Here is a 15,537-nt window from a genome sequence, read left to right as displayed (position 1 = left end):
CAACCAGCCTTGGGCACTTATCTTATAATTTCACTCCAGTTCGTAATACCCTGAATACCGCGTTATAAAATGAATCCGAGCAAACGATAGAAATAGTATCATAGCGACAGCGATTATGAAATGAATTCATCTTCTTACTATTCCCAAAAACACGGCCGCTTAATGTCTAACTCAACCTGTTTCTTACATCCAATAGTTTATTATACAACAAAAAACCGGCCGTCGTCTTTATTTCAGTTCGCATCATACCACTGTTTTTAGGACAAACGGCCAGGCCTCTATTCCTTATTCTATTGTATTCCATATGCATTTCCAATAATAACCGAATATAAATAACAATCACGATAGAATTATGTCCTGCTATGCGTCCGCCAAGGCTCTCAGCATATCGTCCACTTGCTCCTCAATCCACTGATGCAGCAAAGGATGCGGCAAGAGCGTACGATCCCCACTGTACTCGACATGAATTCCATCCAGCCGCTTCGGTATCTCTACATTCGTAAAATACCCTGCACTCAAAAACAGCGGCATCGCCAGAACCCGGTACCCTTGTTCTATGTAGCCAGCAGCCGTATCCTTGATATGATCTGGATTCAATAGTGCGTAATCCGCTTGAGAAACTCCACTGATGTCCTTAACCAGACGAGCGAGCGTAGAGAAGCCCTGCTCCCATCGCTGCCGAAATCCGTCGTGACGGCTGCCGTGTCCAATCAGCAGAATAACTTCCTCAGAAGGCTCCTGCGAATAGGGTTTCAGCTTGTCCCAGATCATCGTAGCAAGCAGCGGATCATCATGCAGCGGATGTCCATAATGGACACGTGACTTCACCCGAAAAGGTTCAAGATCCGTTTCCTTCTCTGGAACAGGCTTGGCTCCAAGGGCATATTCAATCTCATCTACATGCGTACTTCCCGCTGAAATAAACAAAGGAACAGCGAGTATATCTGTTACACCCTTCTGTTCAAGTTCATCAATTCCATCCTGAATAAGCCTTCCCTCTACATTCTCCAGAAAAGAAGCATATACAGGCACTCCTTCAGGCAGTGACAGCTGCATGACGGCATGATCCACAAGCTCAGTCCAGCCCGAATCCTTGGATCCATGGCTGATGATCAGAACTCCCGGCTTCATCATCATTTAGCGTCCCAGGCGCTCCAGCGCCATCTTATAGCCGTCATTTCCGTAATTTAAGCAGCGCTTAACACGAGAAATGGTGGCCGTACTTGCCCCCGTCTCCGACTCAATCTGATTGTACGTATTGCCTTTACCCAGCATACGGGCCACTTCCAGACGCTGAGACAAGGATTGAATCTCGTTCACCGTGCACAGGTCGTCAAAGAATACATAGCACTCCTCGATGTCCTTAAGTGTCAAAATGGCTTCAAATAATTGATCTATACTTTTATCATTTAGCTTCTTCAGCTGCATGTTATCATCCCCTAAGGTTACTATGAATACTATTTCATTGTAACTACACGTTATTGGTATTTCAAGCATTACCGTTTTCACGCGATGCAGAATAAAATCATCCCGAGCCTTCATCGTTATACACAGCGGGTAAGATCAGCACACCGACGCCAAACTACATTATACCATAATGCACAGGTTTGCAATGAATTGTGATACCTTTTGCTCCTGTTATATGAGAAGTCATGGACATATCGATACCCCGACTTCATGTTAATTCGTTCCCCTGTGGATCGAATCCTGTTGACTCACTCTATTTATCGGTAAATATCCGTACTTTTTTATCCGTAGGTTTTCTCTGTTCTTATGTGGTACAACCGCTTGGGCCGGAGCCCAAATCCGCCAATATCCCGTAAAATCTCGCATTTTCTTAAACGCAGAGCACCTCATCAACATACACTATACTAAACCATGCGCAAAGGAATGTGATCTACCGATGTCTCAACAACACTACAGAAGACGCAGCCGGCAAGCTCGGGCATTCACGGACCCTAATCAGTATTCACCCTATCCTGGGATTCCACACTATAACCAGCCGTCTGCGCCTGCGCCGGCTCCCACTGCACAACCCTATGCATTAGTACCTGCTCAGCCGCAAGCACCTTATGCAATGCCTCAGCAGCAGGCTCCTGTATATCCTGCGAATCAGGTGACACAGCAGGCAGCCGAAACCGAGGCAGCGGCCACAACGGGAGGTCTGCTCGGCAATTTAGGCGGAATTGGGAATAACCTGAGCAATCTGAAAGGTCTGTTTGACCGAATTGGCGGCATTGATGGGATCGTTAATGGGATGGGGAAGGTTCAGCAGGTTGTCAACGGAGTCCAGCAGATGGCCCCGATGATGAAGCTGTTTGCAGGGCTACTCCCCTTTGGAGCTGCTGCAGCAGCAAATAAAGCAGCAGAGTCCACATCACCCACTTACGACGATTCTTACTACCGTCCGAGGAAGAAGCGTAAACGCAGGAAGACGACTTCCACGGGCAAAAAACGCCGCAAAACTTCGTCCTCCAAGCCCTACTCTCCCTCATCCTCCAAAAAGAGAAGGAGATAATTCAAGCCGGCTGATGCAGAACACCTCATAAAGCACCCTTCGCAGCTGGATCTTCAGCGCGGGGTGCTTCTATTTAGGTTAAGGCGACTTTTGAATGGAGCAAGATTTACTTATTTAAACCAGCCTCTCTTCTTAAACCAAATCATCATTCCACTGCCCAGCAGGAGCATCACCACGATGACCGCTGTATATCCATATCGATAGCCGAGCTCCGGCATATAATGAAAATTCATCCCATAGATGCCGGCAATCAGTGTAAGGGGCATGAACAAGGTCGTAATGACCGTCAGCGTCTTCATAATGCTGTTCATTCGATTCGAGTTCAGCGAAATGTAGCTGTCCCGCAGATCTGCCGTCATCTCCCGGTCAGCGTCCAGCATATCTGTCAGCTTCAGCAGATGATCGTAGATATCAATAAAATACAGCTTATGATCACTTCGGCTCTGCCCCTGTATATGCTGTGAGTTGACAATTCGATACAAGAGATCTCGCATGGGCACGATCGTATTGCGCAAACGAAGCAGCTTGCTTCGAATGAGAAATACGTGATTGACCAGCTCATCCATCGGGGCGTTACCGCTCCTTCCTTCCAGCTCGGCCAGCTCATCCTCAATGGCAAACAAGACCGGGAAGTAACCATCGACCAGCTTATCCATCACTGTATAGGCGGCCGCAATGGGCGCTCTGCTCCAGATGGTACGCCTCTCCGCCTCTCCCCCGATACGCTCCCAGGCCTGATTCAGTTCGTCAAGCGGCTCATGATGATAGGATACCAGCAGGTTCGGGCCAAGAAACAGATCCACCTCGTGCGGTTTCTCCTCCTGCTGACGGATCGCATGAAGCACCATGAATTGAATATCCCCATAGTAATCCAGCTTAGGGCGCTGAAGGACGTGCAGGCAATCCTCAACAGCCAGTGGATGAAAATGAAAATAATCCTGTAGCAGCCGGGACTCCTCTTCTGTCGGAGCACTGAAATCTGTCCACACAAAATCATAATCCTCAATCCGAATATCGAGCAGATGTAACTCTTTGATCACTTTATGATCATGGGTTATTGCCATCGTCCGAATAATGGGGCATCACGCCTTTCACAAATATTACGGAACAAAAAAGCCCTGCTTCCTCATCTCTGTTCAAACCCACATCGTTGAAAGAGAAGCAAGCACGGACTGTATAATTATAGCTGATTTATCTATCCACAAGTGGATAACTTTTTTATATGACTTTTATTACCCTTAGATGTCCCCATATTCACAGAGTTATAAACATTTTCCACATGGAGCAAACGGAAAACCCGGCAACAACGCGAAATGAATCCACAGCTTCGCGGTGATCCGGGTTCTGTTTATTGTACATCTATTTAAAAAACGAAGTGCTTAGAAGAATAACCACATAATCAGGCCGGCAAGAAAACCGCAAATCGGAATGGTGATAAACCAGGTTACCACAATACGTCCTGCCAGCGACCATTTCACGGATTTGAAGCGTTTAGCTGAGCCTACACCGAGGATCGCCGAGGTGATCGCATGTGTGGTGCTGACCGGAAGGTGCAGCAGCGTTGCACCGAAGATGACGGATGCTGCCGAGAAATCCGCTGCAAAACCGTTGATCGGCTCAATTTTGAATATTTTAGTACCCATAGTCTTGATAATCTTCCAGCCGCCCACTGCTGTACCTGCGGCCATCGCTGTTGCTGCCGCGATCTTAACCCACAGTGGAACCTCCATTGTATCCTGCACTTTACCTGCAACGAGAGCGAATGTAATAATCCCCATCGCTTTCTGCGCATCATTCGTACCGTGTGTGAAGGATTGAAGTGCAGCTGTGAAGATCTGCATGGTACGGAAGCCCTTGTTGACTGTATGCGGACTGCGCTTGGCAAAGATCCACTTCAGTATCATCATGACAATATAACCGATAACGAAGGCGATGATTGGAGACAAGATCAGACCTTTTACAATATCAACAAATCCGCCCCAATTCAGCTCACTTCTTTCACCGATAAACACGGCACCCGCAAGCGCACCAATCAGTGCATGGGATGAAGAGGACGGGAGTCCGAACCACCAGGTGATCAAATTCCATGCAATCGCAGCGATAAGCGTCGCAATTACGATATTGATCCCGTTATCCAGCTTCGTGGGGTCAGCAACACTGCCCCCAATCGTTTTTGCAACGCCTGTGAACATCAGCGCCCCGATAAAGTTCATACTGGCCGCAAGAATAATAGCCCGGCGCGGTGTGAGGGCTCTCGTCGATACAGAGGTTGCAATGGCATTCGCCGTATCGTGGAACCCGTTAATGAAATCGAAGGCCAGCGCAAGGAAGATGACAATCCCTAATACCCATATCGTAGTTTCCATAATCAGTATGCTCCTTACGAGTTCCGCATGATGATCGATTCAAGACGGTTAGCCACATGCTCGCAAGCATCGGTTGTCGTCTCAAGACGCTCGTAAGTTTCTTTGCGTTTAATCAGTTCAATGGGATCTGTGACCGTGTCGAACAGGTTCTTGATACAAATACGAAGAAGCTCGTCCCCTTGATTCTCTAGATCGTTCAACCGAATTGTATGCTCACGAATAGCGAGCAGCTTTTTCTGAGAGAGCAAATGTACCGCTTTTTGAATTTCGTAGGCAGACTCGCGAATAATTTCAGCAAACTGCACAATATATTGATCCGGTTCTGTCAGATTGTACATGTAGAAACGGGATGCCGTTGCCTCAATACCGTCCATCACATCATCCAGCGTCGTAGCGAGCGCCATGATATCATCACGTTCAATCGGCGTAATAAACGTCTTGTTCAGTTCTTTGATGATCGTATGTGTGTAGTTGTCACACTCAGACTCATACTTCTTCAATTGATTCGTAAACTCGGCCATGTTGTTCAGGCTTCCGACATGCTGGGCAAAATAATCCGCAGCGTGTACGACCGTATCGGCCATACTCTCCAGTGACTCAAAAAATATATCCTTCTTCTTCTTCAAAGCCATTCTTATATCCCCTTCACAGAAAGATTGCGTGAAATGTAATGTAATGAAATGAAATGACAACATTTGATATCTTAACATACTTTACACCGCGTTTACACAAAAACCGAACAATTTTCATAATTCTACGTTGCCATCTTCATGTAGAGTGACCTGATCATGTCTCAATTATCCAAATGACTCACATTGCTTCCATCTATATCCTTGATATTCCTAGATATAACCATTAGATGTGTAAAAAGAATCATATTCTATCGAGCATGGATGAACTCTGAACTGTGTCATATGTACAACAAAAAAAGCCTCAGCTTGAATTCCGGTTATAACTAAACCATAAATTCAAGCCTCAGGCTCCTAATATGCATATTGAATTATACTTAAAACCCGGCTTTCTTGCGGATCAATCTTGCCGAATTCATCACTACGAATAGTGACGCAACATTATGAATGGCTGCACCCATAACCGGGTCAATCCATCCTGACGCTGCAAGCAGGATACCAATGACATTAAACGCCACGGCAAAGATCCAGATGTTCTGCCTTACGATAAACATCGTTGAACGGCTGATTCGCATGACCTCAGGCAGCTTCTCAAGCCGGTCGCCCATCAAGGCCACCTGTGACGACTGAATCGCCAGATCGGTCCCTGCCGCTCCCATCGCAATCCCTACATCGGCTGCGGCCAGGGCGGGCGCATCATTAATGCCTTCACCTACCATGGCTACAACGTAGCCCTCTCGCTGATAGCGGCGAATAACAGCCAGCTTGTCGTGCGGAAGCAGTCTTGTATGAACATCATCCAGCTTCAGCTCCCGCTGTAACGATGCGGCGGCTCCTTCACTGTCTCCGGTCAGAAGCACAATCCTTGAAACGCCAAGCTTTCGAATATGGGCAAGTGCTTGATCCGCCTCATCCCGCACTTGATCTCCAATGATGAGACCTCCCGCCAATTCTTCTTCTACTATAATGAGGAGGGCTGTCTCATGCTGATGCTCCGCCAGAAACTGCACAGCCGCCTCCGCGTCTGCAGCGCTGCCCGTCCACTGCTCTACGAGACGTTCATTCCCCACCCTAACCCGCTTGCCCGACACGACTGCACTGACACCCATGCCGATTTCCTGCTTGAAGTCCCTCGGCTCTTCGGCAATCCTGAGCTCACGTTCCTCCGCATATTCCCTGATCGCGAGACCGATCGGATGCTCGGAATATCGCTCTGCCCCTTCCACGCAGCATAGCAGCTCTGCTTCCGTCATGCTTCCAAATGACTTGATCTGCTTCAGCACGGGCTTGCCCTCCGTAAGCGTTCCGGTCTTGTCGAAGCAAACCAGATTAACCCGGGAGAGTGCCTCCATAGCACGCCCGCCTTTTACGAGCACACCCCGCTTGGCAACGTTGCCCACACTGGCAACCACAGCGGTAGGCGTAGCGAGTACAAGTGCACATGGACAGGCAATAACCAGCACGGTCATCGTACGTACAAGATCGTCCGTGAACAGCCAGGTAACTGCAGCAGTTCCGAGAATTATCGGTGTAAAATAACCGGCAATCCGGTCGGCAAGCCTTTGCATGGGGCCCTTCGTTTCCTGTGCATCCAGCACAGAGGCAATAATTCGGCCCATCGTTGTTTCTTCTCCGGTTTTTGCCACGGTCATCTCAATTGAGCCAAACTCAGCAACGGTCCCCTGGTATACTTGGCTGCCTGCGGCCTTGTCCTGTGGCATCGGTTCTCCCGTCAGAGCAGCTTCGCTGATGGAAGCCTTGCCTCTCGTCACGGTCCCATCGGCAGGTATACGTTCTCCCGGCCTTACCAGCACGCGGTCACCCGGAGCAAGCTCCGAGGTAGACACCCGCATCCATGATCCGTCTCGCCATACGGAGGCTTCCTCCGGCACAAGTGCCAGCAGCTCCTCGAAAGACTGCCGGGTCCGGTACAGTGTAATTTCCTCAAGCAGCTCACCCACAAGCATCATCAGTGCCACAAGTGCGGCAGCCTTGTAAAACCCGAGGTAGGCACAGCCTGCCATCGTAATAACGACCAGAGTGCCTGCAGTCAGCCTGTGTGTATCCAATACAGCCAGAAGGGCGCGGTATGCGATAACCCCGCCTCCAAGCAGCATGGCATAGAATGCGGGGGGAAATCCCGCGACTTCGTCCAGCATCGGAATATAAGAGACGAGTAAGGCGAGCCCGACAGCCAGCGGCAGAAACCAAATATACGCGTTCCTCAGCTGCACTGTATTCATAATTGACTAAACTCCCAAATGACGTAGGCCGTTAAGCCGGCGATAACTACACATGCCGAAATGAGCTTATGACGGGTATTTGCACGCTCTTTACTCAGCTGACGCTGCTCCGAATCCTGGGATTCATAGCTGTCTTCCTCGTCCGGGTCAGGGCCTCCGGTCCTGCTGTTCCGATTCCGGTTATGATGATGCCGGGTCAATATTCCGTGATAGCCTTCATGCATAACGACTTCCATCGTATAGACACACTCCTCTATTTATACTTGGAAGGGCTGCTGTACCATGCCAGCTCCCTCTAACCAAGACTAAAGTTCAGGCTGAATCTCATGCTGCGCTGTAGTCAGTGATCCGTTCCCTTCCATGGCAGCGGATTCATCCGGCTTCACCGTCTGGCCCGGACGCGGCTTGATGTCTTCACAGGAGGTGTGTCCGGCCAAGAGGGTATAAGCTGCGATAAGTGCAGCTATTCTTATCCATTTCTTCATCTCAGCTCACCGCCAATTCTTATTTTTGATAGGTTGTAAAATCTATCACCCGAGTACAGATCCGATTCAGAAGATGACGGTCATGGCTGACAATGACAAGCCCCATCTTCCGCTGTTCTGCCAAGCCAAGCACCGCCTTCCATATTCGTGCCTGCGTAATGGCATCCAGCATCGTTGTCATCTCATCTGCTATGAAAAACCGGGTCTGCGGAGCCAAAGCACGAGCAATGCAGATTCGCTGCAGCTCCCCTCCGGAGAGCTCCGCCGGCCACCTCTCCAGCCAAGCTGGATGGATATCGAGCGCTGCAAGCAGCTCCTCGTCGGGCTGCCAGCCTTCACTTAATATCCGGCCCACCTTCCAGCGAGGATTAACCGCACGTTCTGGATGCTGGAATATGAGCTGGATTGGTCTGTAGCCAGTGCTTGGCAACGGTCTTCCGTCCAGCAGAACCTTGCCCTCAAACTCCTTGTCATAGCCTGACATAATTCGGCATAAAGTGGACTTCCCACAGCCGCTGGGGCCTAGCAATCCTACAGCCTCCCCTTGTTTCACCTGGACATTTGCTTCCCGGAACAGCCACTGCTCCCTGCCATACCGCTTGCTTATGTTGTGAGCTTCAAGCATCATGAGCTTATCTCCCTACCCTCGGGTTATGTTCGTATCTTCTGCGTTTAACACTGCCCTGGCAGTGAATCAGATCAGCTGCTCTTCTCTTGCTGCGGCTGCCATGGCATAGTCAATTTCCTCCGGCACGGCAAAATCGTTCTGAGGCAGCGCTCGCCATAATGCCTGTGTATACGGGTGACGAAGACGCTCGCCCTTCCCAGTAAAATCAGCAGCCTCCGCCATTTCAAGTACCGTCCCGGAATAGAACACGGCAACCCGGTCCGCAATGGACAAAGCCGCTTCCAAATCATGTGTTATAAACACAACAGCTGTGCCGGCATCCGCAAACTGCCTGAACATATTCAGCGTCTCCTGTACAACCCCCTCATCGAGTCCCGGCGTAGGCTCATCAGCAATGAGCAGTCTGGCGCCGCTGACCGATGCAATGGATACAAGCACACGCCGGGCCATCCCGCCCGACAGCTGAAACGGGTAGCGCTTCGCCGCCTTCGGACCAAGCCGCATTTTTCGAAAGGCTTTGATTTGCTCCTCGACAGGATCTCCAACCCGCACAGCTTGTCTGACCTGCATGCCAACTCTCATCAGTGGATCAAGGAAGTCAACAGATTGTGGCACAATTGCGATTTCTCTGCCTCTCAGCTTCTTAATCAGCTTTGGAGTAAGGGACTGTCCATCGAAGGTGAGACTTCCATTCCATTTAGCGTTTCTTGGTAAAATTCCTAGTATAGCGTGGGCCAGCAGGCTTTTACCTGAACCGCTGGCTCCAACGACCGCTACAATTTCACCTGGATCAATGGTCATGGAAAGATTACGGATCATGGGCATATCCATCTGCCTGAGTCCCTTGTCATATCGGGTAAACGAAATATTTAAATCGTGGATTTCCAATAAAGATGTTGTCATAGGCTCTCCCTTCTACTCCTGTGAACGATGCGGACTGATCAGCGCATGCAAATTCTCGGCCAGCACATCAAACGCACGTACGACAATAAGCAGGCATAGTCCCGGGAAGAATGCCAGCCACCACATGCCTGTGGACAAATACCTCATCGATTCCGACAAAATGATGCCGATTGCCGGCTGATGCGGTGACAACCCCATGCCGAGGAAGGTTATAGAGGCCTCATGCAGAATCGCGTGCGGGAACAGCAGGAGTGTCCCAACAATAAACTGGGGGAGCAGATGAGGCAGCAGATGCCTCGTCGCAATCCACCATTTGGACCTGCCCATCTGCTCGGATATAAGCACGAACTCGCTCGTTTTCAAATACATTATTTCTGCACGAATCAAACGGGCAAGGCTCGGCCAATGCGTCAGTCCTACCGCAATAATGACTCCCTTGACGCCGCCGCCCATGACAAATGCGAGCAATATAAGCAGAACCAGATGCGGTACACTCAGGAACAGGTCAATCAGCCATGTAATGATTCGGTCGACGGTTCTGCCAAGGCTAGCTGCCATCAGTCCAAGTACAGCCGCAATGATCCCACTTGCCAGAGCTGCTGTCAGGCCGACACCAAGACTGAGAACAAGTCCTTTCATCGTTCTGGCGAGCATATCACGTCCCAGCCAGTCTGTTCCGAACGGATGTGCAAGAGATGGTGCCTGGTTCCGCTCAGTCAAATGAGTATCTAACATGGAGCTGCTCTGCAAGAGTGCAAGCAGTACCGGAATAACTAGCAGAACGATCGCAATGACTGAATAGATCACCGTTCTCGTTCTGCGATTAAGCGTGGTCATCATAGCGATTGTCCCTCCCTGATTCGAGGGTCAATCCAGCGGTATACAAGCTCTGATAGGAGATTACCTGTGAAAACAAACAGCGTACTGAACAGCACAATGCCCATCAATAGCGGAACGTCGCCGCGCGTGCTCGCCTCCACCGTTGCTTGTCCCAGTCCGGGGTAAGAAAATACCTGTTCGACCAATACGGCACCACCAAACAGCTCGCTGAAGGAAGCGAACTGCAGCGTCACTGCGGGCAGGAGGATGTTGCGAAGTCCATGCCGGCGGAACAGGATGAAGCCGGCTTCGCCTCTTGCCTTCGCAAACAGTACATATTCGCTATCCAGCACCTCGACCAGCTTCTCTCGGGTATGCAGAGCAATATTGGATATTCCTACAATGCTGAGCGTGAGTGCTGGCAGGATCATATGACGCACCCGGTCCAGCCAGGTAACCTCTGCCGCTTCAACCCCTGCTGGAACACCCAGACCCACCGGAAAGACAGGAATCCATACCGTAAACAGAATGAGCAGCAGCAGACCCGCCCAGAACGTCGGTGTGGATGACAGGCCATAGCAGTACCACTTGATGATGCGGTCAATCCAGGTTCCCTGCTTCATCGCTGCCAGTACTCCGGCGGCAAACCCGATCAATCCCGACAGCACCCAGGCTGCAAGCATAAGCACGAGAGAGCTCTTGAATCGATCTGCAATGACATCCAATACAGGTTCGCGGTGAATCATTGAAGTCCCGAAGTCGCCTTGTACCAGCGCATTGCCCCATGCTAGAAACCGCTCTACAGGCGGATCATTCAGCCCCCAGTATTCGGATATCGCTGCACGCTGCTCTGGGCTTACACGGAGCATATCTGCTCCGATATAAGCCTGCGTCGGATCAATCGGTGTATTGCTGATTAATATGAAGGTAATGACGCTAACGGCAGCAAGCAAGAGAATAAGCTTGAAGAACTGCCGTGCCACAAATTTAACGGTAACGGTCATCACGGCCATCAGCTATTCCTTCCATTCCCATTCTTCAATATTGGCCGTAATCGGCCAGCCGTGACCATGCGGGTGAATCTGCTGCTCCCCAATATCCAGCTTCTCGTTCACGAGATATAGATGGTTCAGGTTGACGAGCCAGGCCCATGGTGCGTCACCCGATGTGCTGAGGCCGGTCGTGCCGTCCCACTGTGCTTTTTTCCACAGCTCCATTGCTTCATCTTCGTCCGCAGCAGCAAGCGCGGCTTCCATATACTCATCAACCTGCGGGTTGTTGTAATAACCCGGGTTATAATATTCCATTCCAGCAAATTGGCTGCTGTACACATTGTACATTTCGAGCGGATCATTGCTTCCGAACCCTAACAATACAGCATTTGAGAACATCAGCTTATCAATCTCGTCCCAGCTCTTCCCTTCTACTGTAATGCGGATTCCCAATGGCTTGACCATGTCGGCGGCTGCGATGGCAAGGGACTGTCTGGTAGAATCACCAGAGGAGTAGATCAGCGTAAATTCCGCTTCAATACCATTCTTGTCCACGGTTCCATCTCCATTGGAATCCTCCCATCCACCTTCAGCCAATATGTCCTTCGCCTGCTCAATACTGCCATCCTCGAATACGGTATCCGAATTCCACCATGGCAGGTTGTCGCTGATGGAATAGGCTGGTGTTCCTTCTCCTTCCAAAATCCCTTCTACGAGCGCATCGCGGTCAATGCCGACATTTATCGCCTTTCGAATCGAAATATCCGCAGTAACATCATTGCCGATCGGGTAGCCCTCTTCTGTTGTACGGCCTTCCTCTGGCACATACGGGAACATAATGCCCCGGTTGTCAACGGACTGCAAGGATTCGAGCTTCATCCCTGGAATTTGCTGTGTGCTGAATGCCGGGGTCACAAATGCAGCGTCAACCGTACCTGCTTTTGCTGCCGCAAAGGCAGCATCCTCCTCCAGGAACAGGAAGGTCAGCTTGGAGAAGCTGGGCTTCTCACCATAATATAGTTCGTTTCGCTCGACGATCAGCTGCTGCCCTTTATCCCACTGGACAAACTTGAACGGACCCGAGCCAACGGGGTTCTGCGCGTAGTTATCCCCATAGGCATGTTCGGGCACGATGCCGAGTGTCGCCAGAACATAGACGAAGGTTGATTGCGGCTGCTTGAGCGTGAGCTCCACCGTATAGTCATCCATGGCCATTACAGAATCTAGATTGGTGAGATCAACTACGGAGCTGCTATCCTTCGCTGTTTCATATGTAAACACAACATCATCCGCCGTCAGCGCCTCTCCGTCGCTGAACCGGGCATCCTCTCTCAGCTTGACGGTCCAGATGAGCCCGTCCGTACTTGTCTCATAGCTTGCAGCCAGATCACTTACGATCTCCATCTCACTGTTACGTTTGAGCAGTGTGCTCTGGAACAAGGGCGAACCATACCGGCCCCAGCCTGTCGTTGGGTCAAATCCTGTATCCGGCTCACCTCCGACGGCAAGTATCAGTTCTTCCTTCCCTGCTGACTTGTCCGCTGTCGATGCAGAGGCTTGAAGCTCACTTCCTGTCTCCTTCTTGACCGGCTGTGCAGAACAGCCTGCTGCAGCAATTACCGCAAAAGCCAAAACCGCCAGTTGAATGGAACGGCCTCTTAACTTCATACTCCCCCGCTTCCTCTCTATGAACAACATAAAATGAACTTCGACAATTTTACCACTGCTATGCGATCTGTCTGTTACCTCACGGTAAAGGAAATGTAAAATTCTTTATTTTTCAATAAAATCATTCAACTTTCTTCTCTCTTTGACATTGTCATGATTAGCTTGGTGTACGTTTCTGGACCTGGTATTTATGTGGATACACAAAAAAATAGCCAGATCATCATGGCTTAGATAAGCGATGATGATCTGGCTATGTGGTTAATGTAACTTAATATGCTCTTCAAGTGCAGGAGTATCGGGCACAATGCTGAAGAAGCTTTTTCCCGGAACGAGCGGCAGCTCCTTCTCGTCCTTATAGAACCGAATGATGTCCCCTGAGGATTTCATCCACTCTGCACGGATCAGCTGGCCCTGCTGGAACAGCATCGCTTCACCGCCGGATGACAGATCAAGGGCGAGTCTGCCTACATCATCCAGCACCCGATGTGAGGTCGACAGCACAACAATATTTGAAGCAGCTAAGCGTGTTCCATCATTTGCATCCAAATCCTCAGTACCATTCACGCTTCTTAAATATTGCTGCCTAGTACTGTCGTATTCGTAGCTTACGGTATAGCTGTCGTTCAGATAATAAATATCAAATGAACGGACTGCTTCTCCGCTTACCTCCGCTCCTTGCTCCAAATACGAATATACGGGTGCGTTGTTCTCTAGTGAGTATCCTCGGTTCTCTGCGCCTTCTCGCAGCTGATCGACAGAAGAATACAGATTGTGCGGTGCTTTGCGGTCACTGCTGCGGAAATAATAAGGTCCTCCATTCGAGATTTCATCGAGATATGGCTTCCCCTCATTTTGCAGTATCGAGTAGGCAGCCGGGCTTCCTCCCGCATGTGCCAGTATACCTCCATAGCTCTCGCCAAGCTCAATGAGGTAAGGGCGAATGCTGCGGATTGGACCTAACGTTTCGGCAGCTCCTCCGCTCTGGAAGATCGCAATCAGCCGGGTAATGCCCCCCTCAGCCAGCACTTCATATATATGATCGGCTTGACTAAGCCCGGATTGGGGTCTTGCTGCCGGGGCATTATTGATCATTACCGCAAGAGGTCTTTCATCGACAGGCTCTGCAGAGCGAATACCTGTTAACGGAGCAGCATAAGCCAGCTCAGGCTCGGGCTCGGCTTCGGGCTCTTCTGTCAACTCCTCAGCGGGCCCCGGCGTCTCCACTACCGGCTCTGACGGCTCAGCTTCCGGGGTGCTATTGGATGAGCAAGCGGTTGTAAGCAGGATGAGTAAGAATAAGATGTATAATGAGGGCTTCCATTTTTCTACGATCTGCACGTAAGTGTGTTCCTCCTTCATCATCAGGGAAAGTAGCAGCATGCTTTTCTACCATTTAATCACAAATTCGAGCGAAATGTCTTTGATTTCCTGCGAGAAATTGCACAGATCTGATGAGATTCATGGAAATAGGCGTTTTTTTTGATATATTGTGATTTTTATCACAAACATACGATGGGATATGTTTTAAGATAAAGACATCAAAAGAGTGATCACTTTTATAGATAGAACGAGCAAAAGAGTGTACAAAGATAAAGGCATTAACTTCTATCGCTCAATCTATCTTGATATTAACGAATGATCTTCAGACAAGGGGAATCCTACGATTCCTCACAAAAAAAGGATGGAGTGGTTTATATGTTTACAACATGGCTGAGAGAAAACAAGGTTGCAATGTGGCTGCTGACCGTACTTCGGGTATATCTCGGATATGACTGGATGACTCACGGCTGGCAGAAGCTGACGGGCGGAGGCTTTGATGCTACAGGATTCCTGACAGGAGCAATCGAGAAATCGACAGGTGAGGGTGCTACAGTTCAGGGCTGGTGGGGTGCATTTCTTGAAGGCTTTGCCCTTCCAAACGTAGAATTGTTTAACTTCCTCGTACCGCTCGGTGAATTCTTGGTCGGTGTAGGCCTCTTGCTTGGATGCTTCACTACCTTGGCTGCAGTGATGGCGATGGTCATGAACTTTGCGTTCCTCTTCTCGGGAACGGTGAGCACGAATGCACAGCTGGTACTTCTGCAGATCTTCATCGTTGTCGCTGGATACAATGCGGCTAAGATTGGTCTCGATCACTGGGTGATCCCTTATATCCGCGGAATGTACAACAAGTTTAGACATCGTAAGGACCCGGTGGCAAAAGTGAACACGAAGACGCAGCACACCTAAGCCTCGAAATAGATGATATAGAAACAGGGCAGGCCGCCCGACAAATCTTCCTCCATC

At 49.8% G+C, this 15,537-nt stretch carries 16 protein-coding genes; 2 read left to right on the top strand and 14 right to left on the bottom strand.

Features of this window, described 5'->3' with window-relative positions:
* Nucleotides 1–360: 360 nt before the first annotated feature.
* Nucleotides 361–1,134 (bottom strand): sirohydrochlorin chelatase, encoded by a 774-nt coding sequence (locus ACFSVM_RS00325; protein WP_076312658.1) that lies wholly within the window; start codon nt 1,132–1,134, stop codon nt 361–363.
* A 3-nt stretch (nt 1,135–1,137) separates the two neighbouring features.
* The gene (locus ACFSVM_RS00320) at nt 1,138–1,428 is read right to left on the bottom strand and encodes a YerC/YecD family TrpR-related protein (protein ID WP_047912825.1); all 291 of its coding nucleotides are present in this window, start codon (nt 1,426–1,428) and stop codon (nt 1,138–1,140) included.
* 475 nt (nt 1,429–1,903) lie between these two features.
* Between ACFSVM_RS00320 and ACFSVM_RS00315 the strand changes: the two genes are divergently transcribed.
* Nucleotides 1,904–2,518: a hypothetical protein gene (locus tag ACFSVM_RS00315; protein WP_047912824.1), complete on the top strand. Its 615-nt coding sequence runs from the start codon at nt 1,904–1,906 to the stop codon at nt 2,516–2,518.
* 110 nt (nt 2,519–2,628) lie between these two features.
* Here ACFSVM_RS00315 and corA read toward each other — a convergent pair whose 3' ends face one another.
* The 12 genes from corA to ACFSVM_RS00255 form a co-directional block, all read right to left on the bottom strand.
* Complete coding sequence (gene corA / locus ACFSVM_RS00310; RefSeq protein ID WP_076312433.1) at nt 2,629–3,594, bottom strand: magnesium/cobalt transporter CorA; 966 nt, start codon at nt 3,592–3,594, stop codon at nt 2,629–2,631.
* A 303-nt stretch (nt 3,595–3,897) separates the two neighbouring features.
* Nucleotides 3,898–4,884: an inorganic phosphate transporter gene (locus tag ACFSVM_RS00305; RefSeq protein ID WP_047912822.1), complete on the bottom strand. Its 987-nt coding sequence runs from the start codon at nt 4,882–4,884 to the stop codon at nt 3,898–3,900.
* Between the two features lie 14 nt (nt 4,885–4,898).
* The gene (locus tag ACFSVM_RS00300; RefSeq protein WP_047912821.1) at nt 4,899–5,516 is read right to left on the bottom strand and encodes a DUF47 domain-containing protein; all 618 of its coding nucleotides are present in this window, start codon (nt 5,514–5,516) and stop codon (nt 4,899–4,901) included.
* Nucleotides 5,517–5,890: 374 nt separating this feature from the next.
* Nucleotides 5,891–7,756, bottom strand: a complete 1,866-nt coding sequence (locus tag ACFSVM_RS00295) for a heavy metal translocating P-type ATPase (RefSeq protein ID WP_379259766.1) — start codon at nt 7,754–7,756, stop codon at nt 5,891–5,893.
* The gene (locus ACFSVM_RS00290) at nt 7,753–7,992 is read right to left on the bottom strand and encodes a hypothetical protein (protein WP_047912819.1); all 240 of its coding nucleotides are present in this window, start codon (nt 7,990–7,992) and stop codon (nt 7,753–7,755) included. Before ACFSVM_RS00290 ends, ACFSVM_RS00295 begins: the two co-directional genes overlap by 4 nt.
* A gap of 69 nt (nt 7,993–8,061) precedes the next feature.
* The gene (locus ACFSVM_RS00285) at nt 8,062–8,241 is read right to left on the bottom strand and encodes a hypothetical protein (RefSeq protein ID WP_047912818.1); all 180 of its coding nucleotides are present in this window, start codon (nt 8,239–8,241) and stop codon (nt 8,062–8,064) included.
* A gap of 19 nt (nt 8,242–8,260) precedes the next feature.
* Nucleotides 8,261–8,869 (bottom strand): ABC transporter ATP-binding protein, encoded by a 609-nt coding sequence (locus ACFSVM_RS00280; RefSeq protein ID WP_379259763.1) that lies wholly within the window; start codon nt 8,867–8,869, stop codon nt 8,261–8,263.
* A gap of 66 nt (nt 8,870–8,935) precedes the next feature.
* The gene (locus tag ACFSVM_RS00275; RefSeq protein ID WP_379259761.1) at nt 8,936–9,772 is read right to left on the bottom strand and encodes an ATP-binding cassette domain-containing protein; all 837 of its coding nucleotides are present in this window, start codon (nt 9,770–9,772) and stop codon (nt 8,936–8,938) included.
* Between the two features lie 12 nt (nt 9,773–9,784).
* Complete coding sequence (locus ACFSVM_RS00270) at nt 9,785–10,612, bottom strand: ABC transporter permease (RefSeq protein WP_047912816.1); 828 nt, start codon at nt 10,610–10,612, stop codon at nt 9,785–9,787.
* Nucleotides 10,609–11,595 carry an ABC transporter permease gene (locus tag ACFSVM_RS00265; RefSeq protein ID WP_076312659.1) on the bottom strand — a complete coding sequence of 329 codons (987 nt, stop codon included), beginning with the start codon at nt 11,593–11,595 and terminating at the stop codon, nt 10,609–10,611. The genes ACFSVM_RS00270 and ACFSVM_RS00265 overlap by 4 nt, the downstream gene beginning before the upstream one ends.
* A gap of 12 nt (nt 11,596–11,607) precedes the next feature.
* Nucleotides 11,608–13,251 (bottom strand): ABC transporter substrate-binding protein, encoded by a 1,644-nt coding sequence (locus ACFSVM_RS00260; protein ID WP_076312439.1) that lies wholly within the window; start codon nt 13,249–13,251, stop codon nt 11,608–11,610.
* Nucleotides 13,252–13,509: 258 nt separating this feature from the next.
* Nucleotides 13,510–14,589, bottom strand: coding sequence for a DUF3048 domain-containing protein (locus ACFSVM_RS00255; RefSeq protein ID WP_379259758.1), 1,080 nt, complete (start codon nt 14,587–14,589; stop codon nt 13,510–13,512).
* A gap of 357 nt (nt 14,590–14,946) precedes the next feature.
* Here ACFSVM_RS00255 and ACFSVM_RS00250 point away from each other — a divergent pair, with 357 nt between their 5' ends.
* On the top strand, nt 14,947–15,480 hold the full coding sequence (locus ACFSVM_RS00250; protein ID WP_047912813.1) for a DoxX family protein: 534 nt from the start codon (nt 14,947–14,949) through the stop codon (nt 15,478–15,480).
* Nucleotides 15,481–15,537 lie beyond the last annotated feature (57 nt).

Source organism: Paenibacillus shunpengii (genome assembly GCF_042684905.1).
Lineage (GTDB): Bacteria > Bacillota > Bacilli > Paenibacillales > Paenibacillaceae > Paenibacillus > Paenibacillus shunpengii.
This window is presented reverse-complemented; position numbering and strand designations above follow the sequence as displayed.

Bases quoted from the DNA above. Each gene is read 5' to 3' on its own strand.
- ACFSVM_RS00325 (WP_076312658.1), bottom strand. From the start codon at position 1,134: ATGATGAAGCCGGGAGTTCTGATCATCAGCCATGGATCCAAGGATTCG.
- ACFSVM_RS00320 (WP_047912825.1), bottom strand. From the start codon at position 1,428: ATGCAGCTGAAGAAGCTAAATGATAAAAGTATAGATCAATTATTTGAA.
- ACFSVM_RS00315 (WP_047912824.1), top strand. From the start codon at position 1,904: ATGTCTCAACAACACTACAGAAGACGCAGCCGGCAAGCTCGGGCATTC.
- ACFSVM_RS00305 (WP_047912822.1), bottom strand. From the start codon at position 4,884: ATGGAAACTACGATATGGGTATTAGGGATTGTCATCTTCCTTGCGCTG.
- ACFSVM_RS00300 (WP_047912821.1), bottom strand. From the start codon at position 5,516: ATGGCTTTGAAGAAGAAGAAGGATATATTTTTTGAGTCACTGGAGAGT.
- ACFSVM_RS00295 (WP_379259766.1), bottom strand. From the start codon at position 7,756: ATGAATACAGTGCAGCTGAGGAACGCGTATATTTGGTTTCTGCCGCTG.
- ACFSVM_RS00290 (WP_047912819.1), bottom strand. From the start codon at position 7,992: ATGGAAGTCGTTATGCATGAAGGCTATCACGGAATATTGACCCGGCAT.
- ACFSVM_RS00285 (WP_047912818.1), bottom strand. From the start codon at position 8,241: ATGAAGAAATGGATAAGAATAGCTGCACTTATCGCAGCTTATACCCTC.
- ACFSVM_RS00280 (WP_379259763.1), bottom strand. From the start codon at position 8,869: ATGATGCTTGAAGCTCACAACATAAGCAAGCGGTATGGCAGGGAGCAG.
- ACFSVM_RS00275 (WP_379259761.1), bottom strand. From the start codon at position 9,772: ATGACAACATCTTTATTGGAAATCCACGATTTAAATATTTCGTTTACC.
- ACFSVM_RS00270 (WP_047912816.1), bottom strand. From the start codon at position 10,612: ATGATGACCACGCTTAATCGCAGAACGAGAACGGTGATCTATTCAGTC.
- ACFSVM_RS00265 (WP_076312659.1), bottom strand. From the start codon at position 11,595: ATGACCGTTACCGTTAAATTTGTGGCACGGCAGTTCTTCAAGCTTATT.
- ACFSVM_RS00260 (WP_076312439.1), bottom strand. From the start codon at position 13,251: ATGAAGTTAAGAGGCCGTTCCATTCAACTGGCGGTTTTGGCTTTTGCG.
- ACFSVM_RS00250 (WP_047912813.1), top strand. From the start codon at position 14,947: ATGTTTACAACATGGCTGAGAGAAAACAAGGTTGCAATGTGGCTGCTG.